The sequence below is a fragment of the Mesorhizobium sp. M5C.F.Ca.IN.020.29.1.1 genome (genome assembly GCF_003997375.1).
GTDB classification, from domain to species: domain Bacteria; phylum Pseudomonadota; class Alphaproteobacteria; order Rhizobiales; family Rhizobiaceae; genus Mesorhizobium; species Mesorhizobium wenxiniae.
This window is the reverse complement of the sequence record NZ_RZSW01000065.1, coordinates 1-17,926: the sequence shown is the minus strand read 5'-3', so window position 1 is coordinate 17,926 and position 17,926 is coordinate 1. Positions and strand designations below refer to the sequence as shown.

At 61.4% G+C, this 17,926-nt stretch carries 19 protein-coding genes and 1 pseudogene; 12 read left to right on the top strand and 8 right to left on the bottom strand.

Going from position 1 to position 17,926, the window contains the following annotated elements:
* Positions 1–183 precede the first annotated feature (183 nt).
* Together fdhD and mobA are read left to right on the top strand one after the other, a co-directional pair.
* Positions 184–1,077 carry a formate dehydrogenase accessory sulfurtransferase FdhD gene (gene fdhD, locus EOA85_RS08280; RefSeq protein WP_127209039.1) on the top strand — a complete coding sequence of 298 codons (894 nt, stop codon included), beginning with the start codon at positions 184–186 and terminating at the stop codon, positions 1,075–1,077.
* Positions 1,067–1,699: a molybdenum cofactor guanylyltransferase MobA gene (gene mobA / locus EOA85_RS08275; RefSeq protein ID WP_065010873.1), complete on the top strand. Its 633-nt coding sequence runs from the start codon at positions 1,067–1,069 to the stop codon at positions 1,697–1,699. Before fdhD ends, mobA begins: the two co-directional genes overlap by 11 nt.
* Here mobA and EOA85_RS08270 read toward each other — a convergent pair.
* The 5 genes from EOA85_RS08270 to EOA85_RS08250 are packed head-to-tail and all read right to left on the bottom strand — an operon-like array spanning position 1,683 to position 7,080.
* On the bottom strand, positions 1,683–3,623 hold the full coding sequence (locus tag EOA85_RS08270) for a molybdopterin biosynthesis protein (RefSeq protein WP_127209038.1): 1,941 nt from the start codon (positions 3,621–3,623) through the stop codon (positions 1,683–1,685). The genes mobA and EOA85_RS08270 overlap by 17 nt on opposite strands.
* Positions 3,624–3,630: 7 nt before the next feature.
* Positions 3,631–4,752, bottom strand: a complete 1,122-nt coding sequence (locus EOA85_RS08265; protein WP_245485639.1) for a molybdopterin-binding protein — start codon at positions 4,750–4,752, stop codon at positions 3,631–3,633.
* 50 nt (positions 4,753–4,802) lie between these two features.
* A complete protein-coding gene (locus EOA85_RS08260; RefSeq protein ID WP_245485640.1) occupies positions 4,803–5,627 on the bottom strand; it encodes a substrate-binding domain-containing protein in 825 nt (274 codons plus the stop codon).
* 35 nt (positions 5,628–5,662) lie between these two features.
* Complete coding sequence (locus tag EOA85_RS08255) at positions 5,663–6,385, bottom strand: ATP-binding cassette domain-containing protein (protein ID WP_127209040.1); 723 nt, start codon at positions 6,383–6,385, stop codon at positions 5,663–5,665.
* Between the two features lie 2 nt (positions 6,386–6,387).
* The gene (locus EOA85_RS08250) at positions 6,388–7,080 is read right to left on the bottom strand and encodes an ABC transporter permease (RefSeq protein WP_127209036.1); all 693 of its coding nucleotides are present in this window, start codon (positions 7,078–7,080) and stop codon (positions 6,388–6,390) included.
* Between the two features lie 98 nt (positions 7,081–7,178).
* Here EOA85_RS08250 and EOA85_RS08245 point away from each other — a divergent pair, with 98 nt between their 5' ends.
* Positions 7,179–8,048, top strand: a complete 870-nt coding sequence (locus tag EOA85_RS08245) for a helix-turn-helix transcriptional regulator (protein WP_127209035.1) — start codon at positions 7,179–7,181, stop codon at positions 8,046–8,048.
* A 42-nt stretch (positions 8,049–8,090) separates the two neighbouring features.
* Here the strand turns inward: EOA85_RS08245 and EOA85_RS08240 are convergent, their stop codons facing one another.
* Positions 8,091–8,297: a DUF6494 family protein gene (locus tag EOA85_RS08240; RefSeq protein ID WP_029350232.1), complete on the bottom strand. Its 207-nt coding sequence runs from the start codon at positions 8,295–8,297 to the stop codon at positions 8,091–8,093.
* Between the two features lie 109 nt (positions 8,298–8,406).
* Here EOA85_RS08240 and EOA85_RS08235 point away from each other — a divergent pair, with 109 nt between their 5' ends.
* Entirely contained in the window at positions 8,407–9,693 is a 1,287-nt protein-coding gene (locus EOA85_RS08235) for a c-type cytochrome (protein WP_127209034.1), read from the top strand.
* 58 nt (positions 9,694–9,751) lie between these two features.
* Here EOA85_RS08235 and EOA85_RS08230 read toward each other — a convergent pair.
* A pseudogene (locus tag EOA85_RS08230) lies at positions 9,752–10,231 on the bottom strand (TspO/MBR family protein).
* Between the two features lie 314 nt (positions 10,232–10,545).
* Here EOA85_RS08230 and EOA85_RS08225 point away from each other — a divergent pair.
* From EOA85_RS08225 to EOA85_RS08190, 8 genes are all read left to right on the top strand, one after another.
* Positions 10,546–10,944 (top strand): recombinase family protein, encoded by a 399-nt coding sequence (locus EOA85_RS08225; RefSeq protein WP_127209033.1) that lies wholly within the window; start codon positions 10,546–10,548, stop codon positions 10,942–10,944.
* Positions 10,945–11,527: 583 nt separating this feature from the next.
* Positions 11,528–12,571 carry a radical SAM protein gene (locus EOA85_RS08220; protein ID WP_127209032.1) on the top strand — a complete coding sequence of 348 codons (1,044 nt, stop codon included), beginning with the start codon at positions 11,528–11,530 and terminating at the stop codon, positions 12,569–12,571.
* Positions 12,572–12,626: 55 nt separating this feature from the next.
* Positions 12,627–12,833: a hypothetical protein gene (locus tag EOA85_RS08215; protein ID WP_206523261.1), complete on the top strand. Its 207-nt coding sequence runs from the start codon at positions 12,627–12,629 to the stop codon at positions 12,831–12,833.
* Positions 12,834–12,847: 14 nt separating this feature from the next.
* The gene (locus EOA85_RS08210) at positions 12,848–13,093 is read left to right on the top strand and encodes a hypothetical protein (RefSeq protein WP_127209030.1); all 246 of its coding nucleotides are present in this window, start codon (positions 12,848–12,850) and stop codon (positions 13,091–13,093) included.
* Between the two features lie 89 nt (positions 13,094–13,182).
* Complete coding sequence (locus EOA85_RS08205; protein WP_127209029.1) at positions 13,183–13,389, top strand: hypothetical protein; 207 nt, start codon at positions 13,183–13,185, stop codon at positions 13,387–13,389.
* A gap of 162 nt (positions 13,390–13,551) precedes the next feature.
* Entirely contained in the window at positions 13,552–14,694 is a 1,143-nt protein-coding gene (locus EOA85_RS08200; protein WP_127209028.1) for a TOMM precursor leader peptide-binding protein, read from the top strand.
* Positions 14,695–14,720: 26 nt separating this feature from the next.
* Positions 14,721–16,034, top strand: coding sequence for a YcaO-like family protein (locus EOA85_RS08195; protein ID WP_164759546.1), 1,314 nt, complete (start codon positions 14,721–14,723; stop codon positions 16,032–16,034).
* Between the two features lie 264 nt (positions 16,035–16,298).
* Positions 16,299–16,853 carry a SagB/ThcOx family dehydrogenase gene (locus EOA85_RS08190; protein ID WP_164759545.1) on the top strand — a complete coding sequence of 185 codons (555 nt, stop codon included), beginning with the start codon at positions 16,299–16,301 and terminating at the stop codon, positions 16,851–16,853.
* Positions 16,854–16,898: 45 nt separating this feature from the next.
* Here the strand turns inward: EOA85_RS08190 and EOA85_RS08185 are convergent.
* The coding region (locus EOA85_RS08185; protein WP_164759544.1) for an alpha/beta fold hydrolase at positions 16,899–17,926 on the bottom strand (1,028 nt) is incomplete at its 5' end.

The window sequence follows — 17,926 nt, the reverse complement described above, 5'->3', positions numbered from 1 at the left end:
ATCGAGCCTTCAGCCTCTGTGGATCTGGCCGAACCGGCAGCTCGGCGCCATCCGGCAAGCCAGTCTGCGCTTATAGGCGCTTTTGTCGACCGGCCTGCGTTTGAACAGGGTATATAGTAGACGTCAAGCTGAAGGTAATGCATCCACCCCGGCGAGCAGGATTGCAATTTTCAAGAGAGCGCCATGCAGCAGATGAAAAGCCGACCAGACCCCGCCATCATCATGCCGAGTCCGGAGGACATCCGATTGACCGAACAGGTCAGCGGCATCGATCATACGGGCGCCGCTATTCAAGTCCGCGTCCCCGTTGAACGCCCGCTGACGCTCTATCTGAACGCGCAGGAGATCGTCACGATGATGACGATCAGCGATTATCCCGAATATCTGGCGCTGGGCTACCTGCTCAATCAGAACATGCTCAAATTCGACGACGTCGTAACCGAAGTCGAGTATGACGACGACCTGCAGGTCGTGATCGTTCGTACCGAGCGCAACACCAATTACGAGCAGAAGCTCAAGAAACGGACGCAGACTTCAGGCTGCGCGCAGGGTACGGCTTTCGGCGATCTTCTCGAGGCGCTCGAAAATACCGCTCTGCCGGTCGCCGTACTGCACACCTCCTGGCTTTACCAAATGACCCGCACGATCAACACGACGCCGTCGCTCTATCTTGAAGCGGGCGCGATTCATGGTTGCGTGCTTTGCAAGGAAGGAACGCCGGTCTGTTATATGGAGGATGTCGGGCGCCACAATGCCGTCGACAAAATCGCCGGCTGGATGTATCGCCACGGCATCGATCCGGCCGACAAGATCCTTTATACGACGGGCAGGCTGACGTCGGAAATGACGATCAAGACGGTTCGAATGGGCATTCCGATCCTCGTCTCACGCTCGGGTTTCACCGCTTGGGGCGTCGATTTGGCGCGTCAGGCAGGCTTGACGCTCGTCGGCCGGGCGCGCGGCAAGCGGTTCGCCGTGCTGTCTGGCGAGGATCGGATTGTCTTCGACCAGGACCTCGCTTCCGTCGACGAGGAAGCACCTCGTCACAGACGCAAGGGAGCCGCCGATGGCGAATAAGAAGGTGCCCACCCTGGGCGTCGTTCTCGCCGGGGGGCTCGCCCGGCGCATGGGCGGTGGCGACAAATCCATGCGTCGGATCGACGGACTCACGATCCTCGATCGTGTCCTCGATCGCCTCGGCCCGCAATGCGACGGGCTCTTGCTGAACGCCAATGGCGACCCTGCCCGCTTTGACCGCTTTCGCCTTCCAGTCGTCGCCGACCCGGTCGAGAACTATCCGGGGCCGCTCGCTGGCGTGCTTGCGGGCCTCGATTGGGCTGAGGAGAACAGGCCCGACGTCGAATGGATCGTCAGCGTCGCGGCGGACTGTCCTTTTTTGCCGCGCGACCTCGTCGAACGGCTGCATCGGGCGCGCTTGGCGAAAGGTGCGGATCTGGCGGTGGCGATGTCAGCGCGCCGGACGCATCCTGTCATCGGACTCTGGCAAGTGGCGATGCGCGATGAGTTACGCGATGCACTCGTCGAAGAGGGCATTCGCAAGATCGACCTCTGGACGGCTCGCTACCAGGTTGCCACCGCGTCCTGGCCGGCCAAGCCGGTGGATCCATTCTTCAATGTCAACACGGTCGAAGATTTTGCCGAGGCCGAACGGCTCTGGCACCTTAGCCAGGCCGGGTAAAACCCATGCGCTCGATCCGCTCGTTGAATTCAGGCGAAGTGAGCGCGGTAAGGAAGGCCTGCACCGCGGGTCGCTCTTTGCGGGCAGAGACCAGCGCGAAATCATAATGCTCTTCCTTCAGCGCAATGAAACCGAGCCCGGCTGATTGCGCCACCGGCGCAATGGTGACGCCCCAGTCTGCTCGGTTCTGCGCCACGGCCGCCGCGACGGCATTGTGCGAGCGGGGCTGGTTCCAATATCCGTCGGGACGCGCCGGACCAAGCAGTTGGTCCATCAGGATGCGTGTACCCGAGCCCTGGTTGCGGTTGACCATCATGCAATTTGGATCGGCGAGCGCGGCACGCACCGCCTCGTCTGCGTCGGCCCCCTGGAAGCGGATGTCGCTTGGACGGTAGACGATGCCCTGCATGCGCCGCCATCCCTCCACGAGTTCGAGGCCGTCGCTCAGGAACGGCGCATTGTAGCTTTGCGTCTTGGCGTCGAAGAGGTGGATGGGCGCGATATCGCACTCGCTCCGTTTAGCCGCGGCCAGGCCGCCCAGGCTCCCGACCGCGATAGACCGCACCGTCAGGCCGGCGCGAAACAGAATGCCCACGACGAGATCCAGGCCCGTGCAGTTGCTGCCGATCACCACGAGATCGGGAACACGGACGTGCGGTGTGAACAGCGTGACCGAAGCCTCGCTTCCGGCAGGCATATTGTCGGCTAAAGCTTCGATGCTGATGAAGCCATCCGCCTGGGCAAAGGAGGTTATCGCCCCCGAGCCCTTGCCGGTGGGATAGGCGACCAGCCCCTCATCACCCTCGACCAGCGATACCATCACGAACTCCGTGCGGCCGAGTTCGGATGGAATGCGCAGCGGAACCTTTGCCGTGACCTTCGCTTCGGTCCGAGGCGGCAGGCCCGCCATGCGGCGCAGCAAAGGTACGATCATGTCGTGCAAAGTGAACATGGCCGAAGTCGGAAATCCCGGCAGCACGACGACCGGTTTGCCGTCGCAAACGGCGAGACAGAGCGGCTTTCCCGGCTTCAGCGCCACGCCATGGGCAACGATGCCGGGCGCGCCGAGACGGTTCACGATGCGGTGGCTGACATCACCGGCGCCCTTGGACGTCCCGCCCGACAGTATCAGCACCTCATGGGCCGCTAGCGCCTCGCGCATGGCGGCTTCCAGCTTGGCTTCGTCATCCGGATACGCGCCGAGAAAGCTCGCCTCGCCGCCATTTTCAGTTATCGCGGCGCTGACGATTGCCCCATTGGCGTCGTAAATGCCGGCGGGTCGCAGGGCGTCGCCCGGTTGGACAAGTTCGTCGCCAGTCGACAAAACCGCCACGCGCAGCTTGCGCGCCACCGTCACCAGCGCAATTCCGCAGGCGGCAAGCATGCCGATTTCTCGCGAGCCGATCACCGTTCCGGCACGCAGCAGAACCTCACCGCGGGCAATATCGGATCCGGCATTCGAGATGAACTGGCCGGGCGAGGCTCCGCGCCTGACCTCGATGGCATCACCTTCGGTGGGTTGAGTGTGCTCCACCATGACGATGGCATCGGCGCCGCGCGGCACGGGACCGCCCGTCGAGATGGAGGTGGCGGTGCCTGCGAGCACAGGTATTTGCGGGGCAACACCGCATGCGATAGTTTCGTGGTTGAGCAGGAGCCTGGCAGGAAGGGCCTCCGACGCGGTGGCCATGTCGGCGGCGCGCACGGCAAAACCATCGACGTTCGAACGGTCGAAGGGAGGCACGTCGATAGGAGCCATGACATCATCGGCAAGCGCCAGCCCAAGCGCATCCGCAAGCGTCAGTTCTTCGGTCGGGATCGTTCGCGGGAATAGCGCCGCCTCGAAACGGGCGAGCGCCTCGTCGCGCGACAGGACCGTCAGGAACTGCTCCTGGCCGGTATCTTGGCGGGTGGATCTGGTCATGACTTACTCATCTGGGATCATCGAACACAAAGGCGCCGACAGCTGTTCCCGCAGCACACCCCTCACTGCCGCCTGGAATAGCAAGCCATGCATCCGCCATGCGGATCGCGTCCAGGGAAAAATCTCCTATCGCAAGTGGGGCCCATCTGTCTTGTTCCTGCTTCAGGAGGACGATCTCGGCCAGCCCGACCGTGGAGGAGATTTTTCGCTCCAGTGCCAGGACCGTCTGTTGCCGGGCGCTCCTGCCCGACAGGCGATCGATGGTCGGCTGAACCAGCGCAAGAAAGGCGGCAAAGGCCTGATCGGGCGCTCCGGGCAGAGCAATTATCGGGACCGCGTCGAGCCGGCCGATCGCCGCGGTTCGGCCGGGCTGCAGCGCTATGTTGTGGGCGATGAGCGCCCCACGCGCGGCAAGCACGTCGGCTGTTGCGTCGGCGCGCCCCGCACCAGTACCTCCAATCAGGATGATCAAATCGCCGGCTGCACTCGCAAGGGCCTGGGCGACGGATCTGGCGTCGCGCGTAACCGTTTCGATATCGAACACCGTCGCGCCAGAGGCTCTTGCGAGGTCGGCGATAAAATGCCCCGTTAAAGTATCGCTCGCCGGGGCGGCGACATCGATCAGGCGCAACTGCGGTGCCCGCACCGCAATTTCACCAATCCCTACACTCCGCAGGGCGAGGAGGTCCGCGGCCGACAACCTGTGCCCTGCAATGATGAGTGGTCGGCCCGCCTCCATGTCCTCGCCAGCGCGTCGCACGCCCTGGCCCGGCGCTGCTTCCCCGAGCGCCTGGGGCATCGGGCCGCTGCAATCGATGAGATCGGCATCGAGAACGCAATCGCATCCCTCCGGCATGGCGACGCCTGCCTCTACCCAGACCGGAATTGCCATCAGCGGCAGCGGCGAATAGGCCGACGCACCGGCAAGATCGAGCGCGCGACACGCCCAGCCATCTGTCTTTGCCGTGTCGTGGGTGGGCTGCGCGTGTACCAGGGGCGGCATAGCGGCCCCAATCTTTCCAAGCGTCTGGTAAAGCGGCAAAAGAGTGGGCGCAACCGGTACCACCCCGTCGAGGAGTGCGGCGAGAGCCGCTTCGAGACCGGTCAGCGCGCCGAGGGAAGGCTGCATTCTCATTATATCCGATGATGGGGCAGGTGCGAACCGCTTTGCAACCGACTTCAGAAGCGCTGCTGCTCGGCGTTCGAGAAAAAGAGTTGCTGGCCGTCAATTTGGTATTCGGCAATCGCCTGCTGTCCTTCAGGCGAGATCAGCCAATCTATGAAGCGTTGGCCGGGTTCAGCTTTGACGCTCGCGTGCCTCGCGGGATTCACCAGCATGACGCCGTACTGGTTGAACAGCCTTTCGTCGCCTTCGACCAGGATCTCCAGTTCGCCGCGGTTCTTGAACGCCAGCCATGTGGCGCGATCGGAAAGCACATAGGCATTCATGGCGCTGGCTGTGTTGAGCGCAGCGCCCATGCCCTGCCCAATTTCCTTGTACCAGGGCTCCTTCATCGCCGCGACATTGACACCTGCCGCCTTCCAGAGTCCGAGTTCTGCAAAGTGGGTTCCAGATTTGTCACCGCGGGAAACGAAAACAGCTTTCTTGCTCTGGATCGATGTCAAGGCGGCAGCGACATCCGGCGAACCCTTGATGCCGGCCGGGTCGCCTCTGGGCCCGATCAGGACGAAATCATTGTACATCACATCGAAGCGTCTCACGCCAAAACCTTGCCGGACGAATTTCTCCTCCTGCTCCCTGGCATGGACCAAGACCACGTCTGCGTCTCCCCGGCGGCCGGCGTCGAGGGCCTGGCCGGTTCCCTGCGCGACCACCCTCACATCGATACCGGTCTTTGTGGCGAACAAAGGCAGTATGTGATCGAAAAGGCCGGAGTCCCGAGTCGAGGTCGTCGAGGCCACGACGATCGACCGCTCCTGCGCGCCGGCCAATGCGCCGCTGGAGCCGAGGGCAGTCAAAATGATCGCAATTGCGGCAAACAGTCGATGGTTGAACACTGGAAGCTCCGTCTCCGCAGTCAAAGGACGAGCTCTCCTTGAATAAAGGCGGCAGCTTCTGCTGATGATGGGCGATCGAAAAAATCATCGACGCTGGCGTGCTCGCATAGTCGGCCGCAAACGAGGAAGACGACATCTGCCGCGACCCGGCGCACCTGCCCGAGATCGTGTGAAGCCATGACGATCTTGGTGCCCGATTGCGAGGCCATGAGGATGATCTCCTCGACATGGCGCGTAGCAGCGGGATCAAGACTGGCGGTGGGCTCATCGAGCAGCAGGATCTCGGGCTCGCGCGCCAGTGCGCGGGCAAGCGCCACGCGCTGTTGCTCGCCGCTGGATAAGCGCCGCGCAGGTCGCGCCGCCAGGCCCAGAAGGCCCACACGATCCAGAAGTTCCTCGGTGCGTGCCGCGCGACGATGGCGCCGACAACCAGCTTGCGCCAGTCCGTAGGCGACGTTGGCTGCGACGGAGCGGCGCAGCATCACCGGTTTCTGGAGCAGCATTGCCCGGCGCCCTAGCCCGCGATCGGTGCGCCCACCCCAGCTCACAGTTCCTGCGGAAGGCGCGGCAAGTCCCATGCAAACCCGAAGCAGTGACGTCTTGCCCGCCCCATTGGGACCGAGCACGAGTGTCGGCGCGCCGGGAGTAATCGCCAGGTTCACGCGGTCAAGCATAGTCGTGGCGCCTGCGCTGAGCGAGACGCGGTCCAGAATGAGAGGAAGGTCGGTAAGCGATGCACGCATCATCAAGCCAGCCGTTGCTCCGACCACGTTCGCAGGCCCCAGGCAGCGGCATTGATGGCAAGAATGAGGCCGATCAGGATGATGCCGAGCCCCATCGCGAGCGGCAGGTCTCCCTTTGAGGTTTCGAGCGCGATCGTGGTCGTCATGGTTCGGGTAAAGCCTTCTATGTTGCCGCCGACGATCATTACTGTGCCGACTTCGGCGGCCGCCCGCCCGAAGCCGGCGAGCATTGCGGTGATGAGGCTGAAACGGCTGTCCCACAAGAGCGTTACCACCCTGGCTGTCGGGCCGACGCCCATCGCTGTCAGTTCGTCGCGATATTCGCGCCACAAATCCTCGATGGTCTGGCGCGTCAGAGCTGCGATGATCGGCAGGACGAGAAGCGCCTGCGCGATGACCATGGCGGCCGATGTGAACAGCAGGCCGAACTCGCCGAGTGGCCCTGATCGGGATAACAGCAGGTAAACGGTCAGGCCGACGACAACTGGCGGCAGGCCCATGAAGCCGTTAACAAGCACCACGAGCGCGGAACGTCCCGGAAAACGCGTCAGAGCCAGCAACGCCCCGAGCGGCAGTCCCACGACGGCTGCAATTGCAACGGCGGCCAGAGTGATGGTTAGCGAAAGACGCACTATCGAGATCAGCGTCGCGTCACCGCTCGCGATAAGCTGCCATGCACTTAGGCCTTCCGACATTCCCGTTCACCTGGGCCGCGTCGTCCTGTATTCTGCTGCATTCTTTCCGCATTCGTCAAACAATTGAAATTGCGCAGGAATATGCATAATATTGCAGGATGGATTTGCTGACGATTCCGGAAGCCTCAGACTATTTGCGCCTGGGCGAACGCAAGCTTTACGAACTGGTCGCCAAAAACAGGATCCCGTGCAGCAAAGTGACGGGCAAGTGGCTGTTTCCGCGTAACGAACTCGACCGGTGGGTTCTCTCGGGATTGTCGCATCCTGAGGGACTGATTCCGCCCGAGCCGCCGCCCATAGTCGGCGGCAGCCAGGACGATCTGCTTGAATGGAGCCTTCGCCAGGCAGGCTCCGGCCTCGCCTCGCTGACCGAGGGGACGGGAGCCGGCGTTGCGCGTCTTTTGCGTGGCGAAGTCGCCGCTGCCGCGATACATTACCACAATGATGCAGCCGACCCCAATGTGGAGGCCGCGCGCGCAATGCCGCGGCTGCACGATGCGGTGCTGATCGGTTTCACGCGGCGCGAACAGGGGCTGCTGCTGCCGCCGGGCAACCCCCGATCACTCAACAGCCTGGCCGATGTCCTTGAAAGCGGCGCCAAAATGGCGGTGCGTCAGACCGGGGCCGGAGCCCAAATGCTGCTGGATGTCCTGGTCGCCCGCGCCAGCCGGAAGCGTTTGAACCGGCTCGCGCCGCCATGCCTGACAGGGCCTGATCTCGCAGCCGCGATCCGGACCGGGAGGGCCGATTGCGGAATCGCCACACGCGCCGCCGCGCGCGCCGCCGGCCTGGAGTTCGTATCATTGGCGTGGGAGAATTTCGATCTGCTGATGCGGCAGCGAACCTATTTTCAGCCTTCGATCCAGGCGCTGATCCGCCTCATGGCTCAGGACAGCTTCGCCCGGCGCGCCGCAGAACTCACGGGGTATGACACGAGCCCGGCCGGGCAGGTCCGTTTCTTCAATTGAGGTGGGATGTCAATGGGGCGCCGGACGCGCCGCTGATCCTATTCAGCCGAGGTCGATTTCGCCTTCGACGACGTGGTGCAAACCGGCGCGTTCAGCCGTAATCACGGCCCTCACAGTCAGACGCCCCTGCCCTTTCAGCCCCCCATCCGCCACGGCCTTTTCGATTGCCTGCTGCGAGGTTACGCCGACCTGCTTCAGGAACTTGCGCATCGACACGTTGAAGGGATCGGTTTCCATGTTTTGGGTCATATGATTGCCTCTAATAGCTGGGACGGTGCGGCTGGTCGGATTGCGATCGCATGCTGCTCTCCGGCGAAGGCGCTGCCGGCCAGCGGAACACGGAAACGTATGATGCGCAATGCATAAGACGCTCGCAATGCATTTGCTCGCCGCTGTTTTCCTCGCCGGCGGGACGACACATGGCGCGGAACTGCGCGGGCATGGCGGTCCCGTGCGGGCGATTTCCGTGGCGCCGGACGGAAAGACGGTGGCAACCGGCAGTTTTGACACCAAGGCGATCATCTGGTCGCTGGAGACCGGCGAAGCGCGCGACGTGCTGCTCTTTCATGAAGGTGAGGTAAGTGCCGTGGCCGCACTGCCGAACGGGCGCTTTGCCAGTGCGGGTGCGGACGGTCGCATCGCGATCTGGCAAACCGGTCGAGGCGAGCCGGCCCTCATTCTGCAGGGTCACACCGGACCTGTCGCCGACCTCGAACTGTCACCCGACGGATCGATGCTGGCTTCGGCGTCCTGGGACACCACCGTCCGGCTCTGGCCCCTTGCTGGTGGGAAAGCGCGCGTCCTGGAAGGCCATGGCGCAAACGTCAATGCACTCGCCTTCCTGGCGGACGCAACCCTCGTCAGCGCCGGCTATGACGCCACAGTCATCTTTTGGCCGAGCCAGGCTGGAGCGGCGCCGGTTCGGGCGATCATGCCGACGCCGCTCAACACGCTTATAAGAGCGCCCGGCGACCGGCTGTTCGTCGGAGGTGCGGACGGGCGGGTACGGTTGCTCGATCGGCGCGGCAAAGTGCAGTTGGAAGTTCAGGCCTTACGCAAACCGGTGATTGCGCTCGCCGCCACGCCAGACCCGAACTATCTCGCAGTCGCCGGCATCGGTGATGGAATCCTGTTGCTGGACGCTATGAGCCTCTCCACCATCCGCACTCTCGACACATCCGGCGTGGCGGTATGGTCGCTCGCGTTCGCGGCTGGCGGCAAGACGCTTCTGGCTGGCGGCGCCGACCATCTGGTGCGGGAATGGAACATTGCGACGGGCGAGCGCCTTGGAGCCGCTACGGCCGGCAGGGCCGATCCGATGGCCAGATACGCGGGTAATCCGGACGCGGAAGTATTTCGCGCCTGCGTAGCTTGCCATACTCTCGACCCGAAGGACGGCCATCGAGCCGGGCCCACGCTGCATGGCATTTTCGGGCGCAAAATAGCATCCGTGCCGGGTTACCACTATTCGCCCGCTTTCCGAAAAATGGACATCGTCTGGACACCGGAAACAGTGTCGGCGCTGTTCGAGTTGGGTCCGAACGCCTACACCCCCGGTACCAAGATGCCTGAACAGACGATCAGCAATGCCGAGGATCGAGCAGCCCTGATCCGCTTTCTTCAGGCCGAGACACGTACCGACTAGGGCCTGAATCCACCCCAAGCCTCCTCAGTGCAAGGCCGTCGCACATTCCAAAATAGCGTCAGTTGAGCCGGTCGATTTCCCAGTTCAATGCTGCCGCGAAGCTGACCCACAACAGGTAAGGCCAGAGCAGCATCGAGGTCGTGGGATCGATCTGCCAGAACGCCACGATTGTCAGAACGACTGCAAGCCAAAGGAGCACGATCACGACCAGTCCACCTCGCGGGCTGTGGAACGAAAAGAACACCCACTACCAGGCCGCGTTCAGCGCGATCTGAATGAGAAAGATCGCCACCGCAAAGCTGATCCAGTCGACATTGGCATTCAGCACGCGATAGAAGGCATAGGCCATCATCAGGTACAGCGTCGTCCACACCGGGGCAAATATCCAATTCGGTGGGATGAAAGAGGGTTTGGTCTGGTGCGCGTACCATGTCGGTACATTGGGAATGGTAGCGAGATTGCCGGCGATTGCCGCAGCCGCGACCGGCACGGTAGCCGCCAGAACGAGAAGAAGCTTGCTCGTCCCGATATAGATCATGATGCCCCTTGTGTTGAACCGACACGCAGTAATGCTGGAGGGGTCGGCGAAGTTTCACCGCCGCAGTCGCAGATCTGTACGTTGCGCGGCGTGGGGCGGCGACCACACTGCAAACGGTGGTTGCGATGGCAAACCAAGGGTTTGTATCATGAACGCCGTCGCCTCCCAGTCTCTCAATACGAAGGCAGGGTCGATCAGGCCTTGGCATTGAGGCGCAACGCCCGCTTTGCTGACGCCAAGGGCATTGGCATAGTCCAAGAGTTCGCCGAAGCCGAAACTGACATGGGCTCGGATACGTTGGATCGCCGGCCGCAATGGCAGCCGCCTCGCCTGGCCCGACAATCAAATGCGCGATGATGGTTGCCAAGCTCGATCGACTGTCGCGTGACGTAGCCTTCACTGCGGGGCTGATGGTTCAGCGGGTCCGTTCATCGTCGCCGACCTCGGCGCTGATGCCGATTCATGCTGCAGTGTACGCAGCACTTGCCGGGAAGGAGCGGCGACTGATCTCAGAACGGACGAAGGCCGCCCTCGCCTCGCGCAGGAACACGGGTAGCAAACTTGGTGATCCGACCAACACCGCGAAGCCGATGCCAAGGGCCGGAAAATCTCAATTAGGGAAGCTACAGATTTGCCCAGGCCATGCTGCCGATCATCGCCTCCATCCAGCAGTCCGGCATTTACAAACCTGCGCGGCCTATCCATCGCCTTGAACAGCCGCGGTGTTCGCACGGCACGTAATGGCCAATCTCAGGTCTCGAACGTGCGAAATATCTTGGCTAGGCGATCTGCTGCCCATCTTTGATAGGCGGGATTAACTAGCAGCCGCGTTCGTTGCAGTACATGGCGTCCTTAGCCGCTGTGAACTATCAATCATAGCAGCGGCTGCGCAGGTGTCAGGGTGCGGTGAGCCAAATCGAAGCGGTTCACGCGGCCTGCCCTATGCGGCAGCCAGGACGCGCCTGATAGGCAACGTCCACTGTGCCTAACCGACCGTTGGACTACAAGGGGGCCGACGTGCGGACATGGCGCGCCTTGCTCGTTCTCGGTAGCCGATCAGACGCTTAACTGCATGTCTCAGCGTTCACCCACCGGTCGCTCTGAACGTATCTCAGAGTTAACGATTCCGAAACCATACCGTTAGGCAAGATTTATCTAATATTGCTGATCCGAATCTGTTCATGTACCTTAATTTGGCATATTTTTCATTACTGACGTTGTTATTATACAACGCCATATGCGCCTTCGAAATCGTTATAGAAACTTGACGGCACGCCTGCCGTTGGAGCCAGTCGTATGACCATCGGCCACGCACATGCGTGCCCCGAAGTCCTGGGGCTATTGTTGACCTCCAAGTGCAACATTAAGTGCAGGCACTGCTGTAACGATTCTCATCCCGCCAATTCGGAATCGGCATCGTTCGAGCGGATCTCCCGGTTGATCGACGAAGCCGCGGAGATTCCGTCGATCAGAGAAATCGGAGTAAGCGGCGGTGAGCCGTTTCTCTACCTTAAGCTCTTAAAAGAGATCTTCTCCTACGCCCGCACCTGCGGATTTACGTCCTCCGTAACCACTAACGGGTTTTGGGGCGGCTCGCCAGGAGCGGGCGGGCAATTGGATGAGCTAAGGGATGCAGGGCTCGGCGCCGTCAACATCAGCACCAGCCCGTTCCATCAGGAATTCCTGTCGCTGAGCAGGATTCTCGGCGCGGCAAAGACAGCACTGAGTGTCGGACTGAAGGTAACCGTGAACATCGTCTCAACGTCTACTACGGAGATTGACGACGTCCGTGGCGCATTCAATGAGTTGGGAGACAGGGTGCGGTTTGTCGTCATGCCCTGCTTGCCGGCTGGCCGCGCCTTGACGAGGGTGGAACAACAAGAATTTCCTGCGGATTTCACTTGGCCATTAGGCAACTGCCGGGAGCATTTCAAAAAGCTTGCAGTCGACCTTTCCGGCGATGTCTATCCGTGCTGTTCACCCGGGGGCTTTACCGAGCCGCTGCGGATGGGAAGCGGGCATCGCTCCACGCTTGGCGAGATCGTGAAGGCATCGGACCAGAACAAGCTTCTCGCTGTCCTGGAATCCGTCGGGCCGGGGTTTTTCCTGCCTTTCCTGCGTCAGCAAGACGTTGACAACGAGATTCCGGAACGTTTCAGCGATCAGTGTCATCTATGCCATTTCATGCTGTCTTCGCCGAAGTACGCCGAGAAGGCGGCCGAGTGGGCGGAGCTGCTGGTGAGCGATCTGGCCGCGCTTCCCGAAAGCGAGCGGCCGGCCGACAATTCAAGACTGGCAGGCTTGAAGGAATTCGGGGCGCAATCGGTGCTGCACATCTAGTGCAGTACGGTCACTATCCGAGGAGGGAACGATGTCGGATACACGATCACCTGGAATGCTGTCACAACTGGGCCTATCGGCAACGGACCGCGAGAAAGTGGCCGAGGTCACCAGCGATCTGATCGCAATCCACGTCTACCGCGAGCTGCAAATCCGCAACGATCTGGCGAAAGTGGCGGGATGCTCGATTATCGGCAACTGCTCCAACGGAAGCTGCGACATCATCGGCAATTGTTCGTCATCTTCCAAGGACATGCTGTGATGGAGGACAATTGGATGAGCGGCACACGCGCACTGGTCGAGGAGAGCCTTTCGACCATCGAGATTGGTCGCCCTGGCGGCGACAAGCTCGTCGATGTCCTGACGCAAATCATTGATGAGGAGGTCGCGCTGATCGTGCGCGAGAATCTTGACGATCGAAAACCGGCGACACCCGGGAAAAGAGAACCGCCAAGCCGACTGTCCGCCGTCGCTGCTCAGCGCGCGGGGTCGAAACCGGGTGGCCGAAAACCGGGAGGCTGACGTTACTTTCGCGCTCAACAACCAAGGGAGGCTTCGCACGAAACATTGGATTAACGCCAAAACTTATCTCGTAACTTGGGAGACGTAATATGGCTGACAGATTGAGCCTTGCAAGTCTGAAACTGAGCGTCGAACAGCGGGAGCAGGTCGCCGAAATCGCTGGCGATCTGATTGCGGTTCAAGTTTATCGCGAGTTGCAACGGGCAGGCGAACGCGCCGCAGATTCCGGCTGCAACATCATCGGAAACTGCTCCAGTTCCTCCAAGAGCGCACTGCTCGAAACGATCGCAAGATAGGGTGCGTCGGGCGTGTGAAGGCATCCCTTCGACCGGGATGCCTTCCATTCCAACCCCAACGAGCCCTCCCGCGATCGCCGCGGCGGTCACTCGACACCCTTTCCGTCCGCGAGCGGCGCGTCAGAGTTTGCTCAAAAAAGACCGTCCAGTTCACGGTGACCTATGAACAAGCCTTTGTCCATTCCGTCCTTTCCCCGCCTACAGTATGGCGTGGACATCGTTCCCGTTGAGGAAGGAAAAGTCCTCCTGCGCTCGTTCACGGGAAGTGTGATGCTCTCGGGTGATTTCGTTGCGGTCGTCCTTCCGTTGCTTCTTCCGCTGCTCGACGGAAGGCATGGGATTGAGGACCTGGCGGCCAAATTCGACGAGACATTGCGGCCGGAGATCGAAGACTTCCTGACACTGATCCAACAGAAGGGTTTCTTGGGCAAGGCGGCACAGCACGGACGAGAAGATGACGCGGTCATGCTGTCGAGCAAGGACTGCGCGTACTGGTCTCTATACGGCGCGAGCGCCAGTCAGGCGGCAACACGACTGGCGCAATCGACCGTGGTGGTTACGGGACTTGGGGATGTCGGCAAAATCGTTGCCACCATGCTCGCAGCCTCCGGCGTCGGGACGCTCGTTCTTGTCGAGGGCGCCACGCTTTCGACCCGATCGGGCGGCCCCGAAGAGGCCAAAGCGTCGGAAGCAGAGAAGACCGAACTGTTGTTGCGCAAGCAATACGCATGCCGCATCGTGACGATACCGACGACTATCGACGACGCAGCAGGCTGGGAAGAGACGGTCGCGGCTGCAAGCGTCGTTGCGGTCTTGAGCGACACCATGTCGATGAGCGGCTACGACCGAGCGAACGAAGTGTGTATCAAACATGGCGTGCCTTGGGTTTCGGCCAGGATCGATCGACAACGCGCCATCATCGGCCCGTTCGTCATTCCAAACCAGACCGCGTGTTTCGCGTGCTTCGAAGCCCGCAGTCGGGCCAACGCGGATCATCCGGAAGATCACGAGGCACTCTACCGTCATTGGAAAGAACTGAACGGCAGACGCGACATCTGGCCGTCCCTTCTTCCTTTCGCGGGTATCGTGGGGAATTTCGTCGCCTTGGACTTGTTACGCGTCCTTGCCGGCGAGCATCTTTCGGCAGCGGCGGGGCGCATCATCAATATCGACCTTCCGACGATGGAACGGAGCGTCCATGAGGTGCTGAAGCTGCCGAGATGCCCGGCATGCTCACGATTAAGGGACCGCAGACCAACCAAGATATGGGACATCATCCCCACCGAAACGCGGTCAGTCGGCTGAGCACGGCAGCATCCGGAGAGTTGCGAATGCAGCTTCACCACCACTTGGCATCGCCGATCGAGGATACCCTGCGCAAGGCGCTCAGGCTTGTCGACGATGAGACAGGGGTCATAAAGATCCTGCACGAGGCGCCATGCGCCCCCGACTCGCCAAGGATATTTGGTTGCGGAGCGCTGTCCAGCGACTACAGTCGTTTCGGATTTCCCTCGGAAAGCCCGATCAGCGGCTCCACGTCACTTGTGCGCGACCAGGCGCTTGTCGGGGCGATCGGCGAGGCGGTCGAACGGTATTCCGCCGCTTATGTTCCCTACGATCAGATCATTTATCGCCCCATCAGCGCCGTGTCGGCTACTGCGGTTTCACCCTGGTCGCTCTCGTTGTATGACGAGGTCCAGTTGGCACGGGCCGGTTTCGGCTATTGCGCCCTGCGGCCCGATGACACGATCGGCTGGGTCATGGGCTTCTCGCTCACACGCAAACAGCCGATCCTCGTTCCGGCATTCGCGGTCTATCAACCGTACATAAGTCGCGCCGGAGAAATGCCGGTGGTGCAACAGATCACGACGGGTTTGGCCTGCGGCAACACGGCGGAGGAAGCGATCCTTTCGGCCATCTGCGAGGTGGTGGAGCGCGACGCCGCGATGCTCATGTGGCTTCAAAGCCGTCGTCCGCCGAAGACCGTCATCGAATCGCGGACCCCAAAGGTGGTGCGGGAGACGCTTGCCCGCTTCGGACCGATCGAAGGTCACGTCACCTTGCTCGACGTCACGACCGATCTTGCGATTCCCGCCTATATTGCCGTCTCCGATGTGCCCATGGCCGGAAAGCCCGGCGCGACGTTTTCCTCATGCGCTAATCTGGTCGCCAGTCGCGCGGCCGTTGGTGCGCTCACCGAACTGGCGCAATGCTTGTTATGGGTGAACAGCCTTGTCGATAAAGGGACGCATCTGCCCAACCCCTCGCTTGAGGACATTGCGCAGATCGAGGAGCACGTCCTATGGCCCCTCTTGCCGGAAAACCGCCAGGCCTTCGAATTCGTCCTCTCCTCTTCGTGTGAAACCGAGATACCGCAAGACCATGACTGGCCCACCGACATACTCGATTCGATTACGCATTGTGTCGAACGCATTGCGCGCGCCGGGCTGGAGGTCGTTGTAGTCGATGTGACCTCCCCGGATATCAGAGAGTGCGGGCTGCATGTATTCCGCGCGATCATTCCAGGTGCGCAGCCGCTCTATTTTGGCAGCGGCCTGCACAGGATCAGTGTTCGCGCCACCAGCGCCGAATATGCCGATCGTGCGAGCAAGCAGATCAACCTCCACCCACATCCTTTCCCCTAATCGATCTCGCAAAGGTCACTCATGCCCGACCCTCATGGGACTGACATAGCCAAAATCCGAGGCCGGCTTCTAGGTGAACGCAACCTGTTCTCCATCTCGGAGCTGTTTCATGAGAACAGCAGGATCAGCCGATCCGCGCCGCGGATTGCGCAGAGCCCGCAATCTGCTCTCGTCGCCCCGTCGGGATTCAAGCGATACATCTATGCTCCCCGCATTGCATTGCCCGATCCACGCACGGCTGAGACAGATAGCATCTGGGATATCATGACGGCGCGTCGATCGGGGCGCAGCTACTCGGGTGAGGAGATTGATCTCCAGTGTGTATCGGACCTGGCGTTTTACGCGCTGGGCACGCCGGACAAGGGACAGAGACGCTGCGTGCCGTCAGGCGGCGGGCTCTATCCACTCGAACTCTATGTGGTAGTCGCTCGTGTGGAGCAGTTGCCAGCCGGTCTCTATCACTACGATCCGCGCTCGCATGCCCTGTGCGAACTTGGCAGAGCGGACTGCCTAGCATCGATAAAGCAGGCCGTGTTCATTCCCGAGGCGGTCGACAACGCTGCGGCCGTCTTCGTCCTGACGGCGGTATTCGGCCGCTCCAAAATCAAATACGGTGAGCGGGCCTATCGTTTTTCGCTCTTGGAAGCTGGTCACGTCATGCAGAATATCTGCCTCGCGGCGACCGCCCTTCGCCTTGGCGTGTGTCCTGTGGGTGGTTTCGTCGACGACGAGATGAACGATCTGCTTGACGTTGACGGCGTTGAGGAAGCGGTCCTCTACGCTGCGCTCATCGGCTCGCTCGACACGATCGGCGGCTGAACATCGCCATCTGTTGTTCCAGACGCTTCGAGCTGTTTTGCGCATTTAGGAAAGCGGCCTTAGCCACTCGCCGCCGATCTCGACCGTGAGACTGGACCCTTGCAGATCATCACCCAACAGCTCGTGTGAGCCACCGAGATGACACGCCAGGAATTGTTCCGCGACGGCCATCAAAGCGATACGATTGCGCTGGCCTACCAAGAAATGGCCTTCATCGGGAAAAGTGACCAAGGTCACCGGCACGTTCCTTCGCAGCAGGGCGTGCGCGACGTTCCTTGACTCGGCAGGACTGACGCGAACGTCGCGCAGTCCTTGCGCAATCAACATCGGACGGATCATTTGCTCGACATGAACAAGCGGCGAGCGTTCCTGGAGCCATTTTCGTCCCTCCATGGTCGCGGGGTCCGCCAGCCGGCGTAGGATCATGGCAAACCAGCTGTGCCAGTAAGGCGGTATTCGCGCGATGAAGGACAGAAGGTCCGAAGGGCCGCAGATATCGATGAAGCAGTTGTAGAGATCGGGGCTCCTCGCCGCAGCCATCAGGGCGGCGTAGCCGCCATAGCTAGCTCCAAAAAGCCCGACCCGGTCAGGATCGGCAATGCCCTCCTTCACCGCCCAAGCCACGCCATCGTCCAGGTCATCCTGCATGCGGCCGCCCCACTCTCGATCAGCTGCATTGGTGAAGGCTTTGCCGAAGCCGGTCGAGCCGCGGAAATTGACGCTCAGTACGGCATAGCCGCGGCTCGCCAACCATTGATGCAGGGGCGAAAAGCCCCACGCGTCTCGGTCGTAAGGCCCGCCATGGACGACGACAACCAGCGGCGAGCGGCGAGCGCGGCCCGCCGGAAGGGTGACATAAGCGGGCAGCGTCAGACCATCCCTCGACTGTATCGCTACGGGCAGCATCGGCCTCAGCGGCATGCCTTCAAGATCGTCCCGCTCGGGGAAGAGCTGAAGCGTGCGCCGCCTGCCTCGATCGAACACGCGCAACTGTGCGGGCGCGTCGCTCGCCTCGAGGCGGATCACCATGCGCCGTCCGTCGGCGCTGACGCCCACGATCACCAGATCGAGGC